7 protein-coding genes and 1 pseudogene are annotated in these 7,876 nt (G+C 40.3%); all 8 read left to right on the forward strand.

The features are described 5' to 3' along the window. Positions 1-1,445: glycoside hydrolase family 13 protein (locus ACLNCN_RS02075; protein WP_424844527.1), on the forward strand; the 1,445-nt coding region annotated here is incomplete at its 5' end. 119 nt (positions 1,446-1,564) lie between these two features. Then, positions 1,565-1,876, forward strand: a complete 312-nt coding sequence (locus tag ACLNCN_RS02080; protein ID WP_061475244.1) for a hypothetical protein — start codon at positions 1,565-1,567, stop codon at positions 1,874-1,876. Positions 1,877-1,879: 3 nt separating this feature from the next. Further along, positions 1,880-2,596, forward strand: a complete 717-nt coding sequence (locus ACLNCN_RS02085; RefSeq protein ID WP_150923020.1) for an alpha/beta hydrolase — start codon at positions 1,880-1,882, stop codon at positions 2,594-2,596. Position 2,597: 1 nt separating this feature from the next. After that, positions 2,598-2,714 (forward strand): annotated as a pseudogene (locus ACLNCN_RS02090) (type II toxin-antitoxin system death-on-curing family toxin); the annotation flags it as partial. Between the two features lie 568 nt (positions 2,715-3,282). After that, entirely contained in the window at positions 3,283-4,743 is a 1,461-nt protein-coding gene (locus ACLNCN_RS02095) for an aminotransferase class I/II-fold pyridoxal phosphate-dependent enzyme (RefSeq protein WP_150923022.1), read from the forward strand. Beyond that, on the forward strand, positions 4,744-5,604 hold the full coding sequence (gene speE, locus ACLNCN_RS02100) for a polyamine aminopropyltransferase (protein ID WP_000366729.1): 861 nt from the start codon (positions 4,744-4,746) through the stop codon (positions 5,602-5,604). Next, positions 5,601-6,860, forward strand: a complete 1,260-nt coding sequence (locus ACLNCN_RS02105; protein WP_150923023.1) for a saccharopine dehydrogenase family protein — start codon at positions 5,601-5,603, stop codon at positions 6,858-6,860. The genes speE and ACLNCN_RS02105 overlap by 4 nt, the downstream gene beginning before the upstream one ends. After that, positions 6,860-7,876 (forward strand): carboxynorspermidine decarboxylase (locus ACLNCN_RS02110; RefSeq protein ID WP_424844528.1); only part of this gene is annotated, 1,017 nt, incomplete at its 3' end. The genes ACLNCN_RS02105 and ACLNCN_RS02110, both read left to right, overlap by 1 nt.

A 7,876-nucleotide genomic window follows, 5' to 3' on the forward strand; every position in this document is an offset into this window, starting at 1 on the left:
AAGGTTGTGTGGAAAATTCTCAAGAAAATCTTCATGCTATTGGGAATGGATTTAAGTTGCCCTATCTTCATGAGATTGATGCATGCCAAGTTCCTGATTGGGTTTCAAATACGGTATGGTATCAGATTTTCCCCGAACGCTTTGCCAATGGAAATGCTCTATTAAACCCAGAAGGGACTTTAGACTGGGATTCATCTATCATACCTCAGAGTGATGATTTTTTTGGTGGTGATTTACAGGGGATTATTGACCACCTGGATTACTTGCAAGACTTGGGCATTACTGGACTATATCTTTGTCCGATTTTTGAATCTACGAGCAATCATAAGTACAATACGACAGATTACTTTGAAATTGACCGTCATTTTGGAGACAAGGAGACCTTTCGGGAGCTGGTCGAGCAAGCTCATCAGCGTGGTATGAAAATCATGCTGGATGCTGTATTTAACCATATTGGTTCGCAATCGCCTCAATGGCAAGATGTTGTCAAAAATGGTGAACAGTCTGCTTATAAGGATTGGTTCCATATTCAACAATTCCCAGTGACTACTGAAAAGCTAGCCAACAAGAGAGAATTGCCTTATCATGCTTTTGGTTTCGAGGACTATATGCCTAAGCTAAATACAGCCAATCCAGAGGTCAAGAATTATCTTTTAAAGGTTGCGACTTATTGGATTGAAAAGTTTGATATCGATGCTTGGCGTTTGGATGTGGCTAATGAGATTGACCATCAGTTTTGGAAGGATTTTCGAAAAGCAGTTTTAGTTAAAAAGCCTGATCTCTATATCCTAGGAGAAGTCTGGCATACGTCTCAGCCTTGGCTAAATGGCGATGAGTTCCATGCGGTCATGAATTATCCTTTATCTGATAGTATCAAGGACTATTTCTTACGAGGGCTTAGGAAGACAGACCAATTCATCGATGAAATCAATGGCCAATCTATGTATTACAAACAGCAGATTTCAGAGGTTATGTTTAATCTCTTGGATTCGCATGATACAGAACGAATCTTGTGGACGGCAAATGAAGACGTTCAACTGGTTAAATCATCATTAGCCTTTCTCTTTTTACAAAAGGGAACACCCTGCATCTATTACGGAACAGAGTTAGCTTTAACCGGAGGACCAGACCCAGATTGTCGACGTTGTATGCCTTGGGAACGTGTATCAAGTGACAATGATATGCTGAATTTCATGAAGCAGCTGATTAATATTAGAAAACAAGTGTCATCAACCATTCAGCATGGCAAGTATAGCCTAAAAGAAATTAAAGCTGATGTAGTAGCCTTGGAATGGACATACGAAGGACAGGTCCTCAAAGCTATATTTAACCAATCAAAAGATGATTATCTTTTAGAGAAAGAAGCAGTAGCACTAGCAAGCAATTGCCAAGAATTTGAGAATCGGCTTGTCATCTCTCCAAATGGATTTGTGATTTTTCATTAAAGAGCAATTATGAGCGACAGGAAAATTGTAGTATAGAGAAGATTTTACAAGCAGACTATTTGTCGTCTTGCTACAATTGGTATATAATTTAACTTAGTGAATATAGGAGGACCAATCGAATGGAATTAAAAGATTTTACAGAAAAAGAACAGGAAATGATTAAGAAGGGGCTTACGACGTCTAAGATTAGTGACAAGGAAACTGCTGAGAAAATTCTTGCGCTTGTACCACAAGACTTGATTAAGCGAATCCCGTTTTTTGTCAGAAAACATGCGACAACACGTACGATCAAGCGAATTTCTATTGAATACCCTGAGCTCTACGCAGTAGCTCAAACTAGTGGTGAAATTCCTGAAAAAGAAAGAGAAGAATTGCGCCAGATTATCACGACTATCTTTGAACAAAAGATGAATAAGCATAGTATTAAGTAGAGAATGAAAAAATATTTTATTGGAGGTCTGGGAAGCAATATCTATCATAGCAAGGATTTTCTTCAAGAACTAGATTCGCAGGTTTACTTTCTAAATCCATATGAAAAGCATCTTCGAGATGAAACAGAATTGAAATCATGGTTTAAAAATGAGATTGTAGAGGAAGAATCTATCTGTCTGATAGGTCATTCTCTTGGAGGAGATTTGGCGCGTTATCTTGCATCGGAATTTTATGAAGTGACAAAACTGATTCTTTTGGATGGTGGCTATCTAGATTTAGATAAGATTTTACCTTTAGATGTGGAATTAGAGGAAACAAAAAACTATATTGAATCTCAAGTTGTTTCGGACTTAGATGTTCTTATTTCTAAAGAAAAATCTGAAGCAAAGCATTGGTCAGAAAATATGGAGGAAGCTGTAAGACAGTCCTATCACTGGAATGCAGAGTATAATAGATATGAGTTGGCTATAAATTATGAAAATATAGAAGCGATACTCCGTCTACGAAGAAAAATCCAAGCTTTTAAGAGAGAAGTGGGAGATACCTTGTTTATTAGTCCTCGCTATCCTAATGAAGCTACATGGAGAGAGGAAACCCTAAAAGAATTGCCAGACTATTTTGATACTATTTTTCTAGAGAACGTTAGCCATGAAGTTTATACTGAAGCACCCAAAGAAATCGCTAGTATGATTAATGAGTGGCTCGCTTATTCTCAATGAGCTACTTGTATTGCTTGAAAAAAAGCATGTTTTTGCCAATGCTAATAAACGAACTGCTTTATTCGTTTTGGTGAAATTTATACAATTAAATGGCTATCGTTTTTCTGTTACCATTAAATAAGTACAAGATTCGTTAAGATACATTAAAAAGAACTAGTGGACTAGTTCTTTTTATATCCGCTTTCACATTATACAACTTATACAAATCTATATAAAATATTATTTTTCCGAACAAAAATAGATATTTTTTCAAAAAAGTACTTTACAGAGTGTTGGAAGTATGATATAGTAATAAAGCTTAGAAAATGAGATGATGTTTTCTAGCAAATATAAACCCGAGTAAAAAATGCCTACGGACAGGCAGGGTTGAATGCCGAAGCGTGGTTGAAAAACCACATTATTGATAGGGTTAAAAGCCTACTTTTATAAGTTGATGTTAGGACACTTGTCCTAATTCATAAATTTTAGTGTGGTGAAAGCACACGTCATCTTGTGAAACGATCAATAAAGTACGTAATATTTGCTACTAGAGAGTTAGGAAACATCGGGAACAGACATACTCAACAGAAACAAACATAAAAACGTCAGAAGATTGCAGAGCAGGTGAAAACCTGCTCTTTTTTCATGAGTCAACCTTTAGTTCCTTAGTTTTCATAAGGTTCTAAAAATATGGAAAGGAGTATGTCTTGAAAGAGTTAGATCAAAACCAAGCCCCAATTTATGAGGCTTTGGTGAAACTACGCAAGAAACGGATTGTTCCCTTTGATGTTCCAGGTCACAAGCGCGGACGGGGAAATCCAGAACTTGTCGAACTGTTGGGAGAAAAATGTGTAGGCATTGATGTCAATTCCATGAAACCCTTGGATAATCTTGGTCACCCCATTTCGATTATTCGGGATGCAGAGGAGCTGGCTGCAGATGCTTTTGGAGCTAGCCATGCCTTTCTCATGATTGGAGGAACAACTTCATCGGTGCAGACTATGATTCTGTCAACCTGTAAGGCAGGAGATAAGATTATTTTGCCACGAAATGTCCATAAATCTGCTATCAATGCGCTGGTTCTATGTGGTGCCATTCCCATCTATATCGAGATGAGTGTGGATCCTAAGATTGGTATCGCTTTAGGTCTTGAAAATGACCGAGTAGCGCAGGCAATTAAGGAGCATCCGGATGCCAAGGCTATCCTAATTAACAATCCAACCTACTATGGTATTTGTTCAGATCTTAAGGGGCTAACAGAGATGGCCCATGCTGCAGGAATGAAAGTCTTAGTAGACGAGGCACACGGTGCTCATCTCCACTTTACAGATAAACTTCCTCTATCTGCTATGGATGCAGGAGCAGATATGTCAGCAGTTTCCATGCATAAGTCTGGTGGGAGTTTGACCCAAAGTTCGCTTCTTTTAATCGGGGAGCAGATGAATCCTGAATACGTTCGTCAGATCATCAACCTGACCCAGTCAACATCCGCCTCTTACTTGTTGATGGCTAGTCTGGATATTTCGCGTCGCAACTTGGCTCTTCGTGGTAAAGAGTCGTTTGAGAAGGTCATTGAGCTATCCGAGTACGCTCGTCGTGAAATCAATGCCATTGGCGGTTACTATGCTTACTCAAAAGAGTTAATAGATGGTGTGTCGGTCTGTGATTTTGATGTAACCAAGCTGTCAGTTTACACTCAGGGGATTGGCTTAACAGGTATCGAGGTTTATGACCTCCTACGAGACGAATATGACATTCAGATTGAGTTTGGTGATATTGGCAACATCCTGGCCTATATTTCGATTGGTGACCGCATCCAAGACATTGAACGATTAGTTGGTGCTTTAGCAGATATCAAGAGACTCTATTCACGAGATGGGAAGGACTTGATAGCTGGAGAATATATTCAGCCCGAGTTGGTTTTATCTCCTCAGGAAGCCTTCTATTCAGAGAGAAAAAGTTTGTCTTTAGACGAATCTGTTGGACAAGTCTGTGGAGAATTTGTTATGTGTTACCCACCAGGAATCCCTATCTTGGCTCCTGGTGAACGCATTACACGAGAAATTGTCGATTATATCCAATTTGCCAAGGAACGTGGTTGTTCCCTCCAAGGGACGGAAGATCCTGAGGTCAATCACATCAACGTCATTAAGAGAAAGGAGAACTAGATGGATTTATGGTTTTCTGAAGTTCATACTCCAGATGTGAAATTGTCCCTGAGAACAGCCAAGCAACTCTACGCTGGTAAAAGTGAATGGCAGGATATCGAAGTCTTGGATACACCAGCTTTTGGAAAGATTTTGATTTTAAATGGGCACGTCTTGTTCTCAGATGCTGATGATTTTGTCTACAATGAAATGACCGTTCATGTTCCCATGGCTGTGCATCCCAATCCCAAGAAAGTTTTGGTTATTGGGGGTGGTGACGGTGGTGTTGCTCAAGTATTAACACTCTATCCTGAACTGGAGCAAATCGATATTGTGGAACCAGATGAGATGCTAGTTGAGGTTTGTCGTGAGTATTTCCCGGATTTTGCTTCAGGGCTAGATGATCCTCGTGTTACTATTTACTACCAAAATGGACTACGATTTTTGCGAAACTGTGAAGATGACTACGATATTATCATCAACGATGCGACAGATCCATTTGGACATACGGAAGGGCTCTTTACCAAGGAATTTTACGGCAACAGTTATAGAGCCTTGAAAGAAGACGGCATCATGATTTACCAGCATGGTAGTCCCTTCTTTGACGAAGATGAGTCAGCTTGTCGAAGCATGCACCGCAAGGTCAATCAAGCCTTTCCAATCAGTCGGGTCTATCAGGCCCACATCCCAACTAGCCCTGCTGGTTATTGGTTGTTTGGATTTGCATCGAAAAAATACCACCCTGTCAAGGATTTTGACAAGGAAGGCTGGAAAAAACGCCAGCTTTTCACAGAATATTACACTGCAAACTTACACGTGGGAGCCTTTATGTTGCCCAAGTATGTTGAGGACATTTTAGAAGAAGAGGAAGGAAAAAAATGAGTCGTTTATTAGTTATTGGATGTGGGGGCGTTGCCCAAGTTGCTATTTCAAAGATTTGTCAAGATAGTGAAACCTTTACAGAGATTATGATTGCTAGCCGTACCAAGTCAAAATGTGATGACTTGAAGGCTAAATTAGAAGGCAAAACAAGTACAAAAATTGAGACAGCTGCTCTTGATGCTGACAAGGTAGAAGAAGTGGTTGCCCTGATTGAAAGCTACAAACCAGAAGCTGTTTTGAACGTAGCTTTACCATATCAAGATTTAACCATTATGGATGCTTGTTTGGCAACAGGTGTTCACTATATCGATACAGCTAACTACGAAGCCGAGGATACGGAAGATCCTGAATGGCGTGCTATTTATGAGAAACGTTGCAAGGAACTTGGTTTTACCGCCTACTTTGACTACTCATGGCAATGGGCTTATCAGGAGAAATTCAAAGAAGCAGGCTTGACCGCTCTGCTTGGATCTGGCTTTGACCCAGGTGTAACCAGCGTTTTTTCAGCTTACGCCCTTAAACATTATTTTGATGAAATCCACTATATCGACATTTTAGACTGTAATGGTGGTGACCACGGTTATCCGTTTGCGACAAACTTTAACCCAGAAATCAATCTACGCGAGGTTTCTGCTCCAGGTTCTTACTGGGAAGATGGAAAATGGGTCGAAGTCGAAGCCATGTCTATCAAGCGTGAGTATGATTTCCCTCAAGTTGGACAAAAAGACATGTATCTCCTTCATCACGAAGAAATCGAATCATTGGCGAAAAATATTCCAGGTGTCAAACGCATTCGTTTCTTTATGACCTTTGGTCAATCTTACTTGACGCACATGAAATGTCTTGAAAATGTTGGACTCCTTCGTACTGATACTATTAACTTTAATGGCCAAGAAATTGTTCCAATCCAATTCTTGAAAGCCTTACTTCCAGATCCAGCTAGCCTTGGCCCACGTACAGTTGGTAAAACCAATATCGGTTGTATCTTTACAGGTGTTAAAGACGGTGTTGAAAAGACCATCTACATCTACAATGTTTGTGACCATCAGGAATGTTACGCGGAAGTTGGTTCACAAGCAATTTCTTACACGACAGGAGTTCCAGCCATGATTGGGACAAAATTGGTTATGAACGGAACTTGGAAACAAGCTGGAGTCTATAACCTTGAGGAGTTAGATCCAGATCCATTTATGGAAGCTTTGAATGAGTATGGTTTACCTTGGGTTGTGGTTGAAAATCCACAAATGGTGGACTAATGAAGCTAGAACAAGTACCAACACCAGCCTATGTCATTGACTTGGCCAAGTTAGAAGCAAATTGCCGCATTCTACAATATGTACAAGAAGAAGCTGGTTGCAAGGTTTTGCTTGCCCAGAAGGCATATTCCCTCTACAAAACCTATCCCTTGATTAGCCAGTATCTATCTGGTACAACTGCAAGTGGTCTTTATGAGGCCAAATTGGCAAGGGAAGAATTTCCTGGTGAAGTCCATGTTTTTGCACCTGCTTTCAAAGATTCAGACATGGAAGAATTACTTGAAATCACTGACCACATTGTCTTTAATTCTGAGAGACAGTTGCGTAAACATGGGGCCCGTTGTCGGGAGGCTGGTGTCAGTGTTGGTTTACGTCTCAACCCTCAGTGTTCAACTCAAGGTGATCACGCTCTCTATGATCCTTGCGCCCCTGGATCCCGTTTCGGAGTTACTCTAGACAAGATTCCTAGTGACTTGCTGGAATTGGTAGACGGTCTTCATTTTCATACCCTTTGCGAGCAGGGGGCAGATGATTTACAAACAACTTTGAAAGCAGTAGAAGCGCAGTTTGGTTCGTACTTACATGAGGTCAAATGGCTCAATATGGGTGGCGGACATCACATCACGAGAGAAGGTTACGATGTGGATTTGCTGATTTCAGAAATCAAGCGTATACGAGAAACTTACAATCTTGAAATCTATATCGAGCCGGGTGAAGCCATTGCGCTCAATGCTGGTTATCTAGCAACTGAAGTATTGGATATTGTCGAAAACGGTATGGAGATCTTGGTTTTAGATGCCTCTGCAACCTGCCATATGCCTGATGTACTTGAGATGCCCTATCGTCCACCTTTGAGAAATGGATTTGAGGCTCAGGAAAAAGCCCATACCTATAGACTTTCTTCCAATACCTGTCTGACGGGTGATGTGATTGGCGATTATAGTTTTGAAAATCCAGTCCAAATCGGTGACAGACTTTATTTTGAAGACATGGCTATTTACTCATTTGTCAAAAAT

This window comes from Streptococcus sp. CL8.13, from assembly GCF_049737895.1.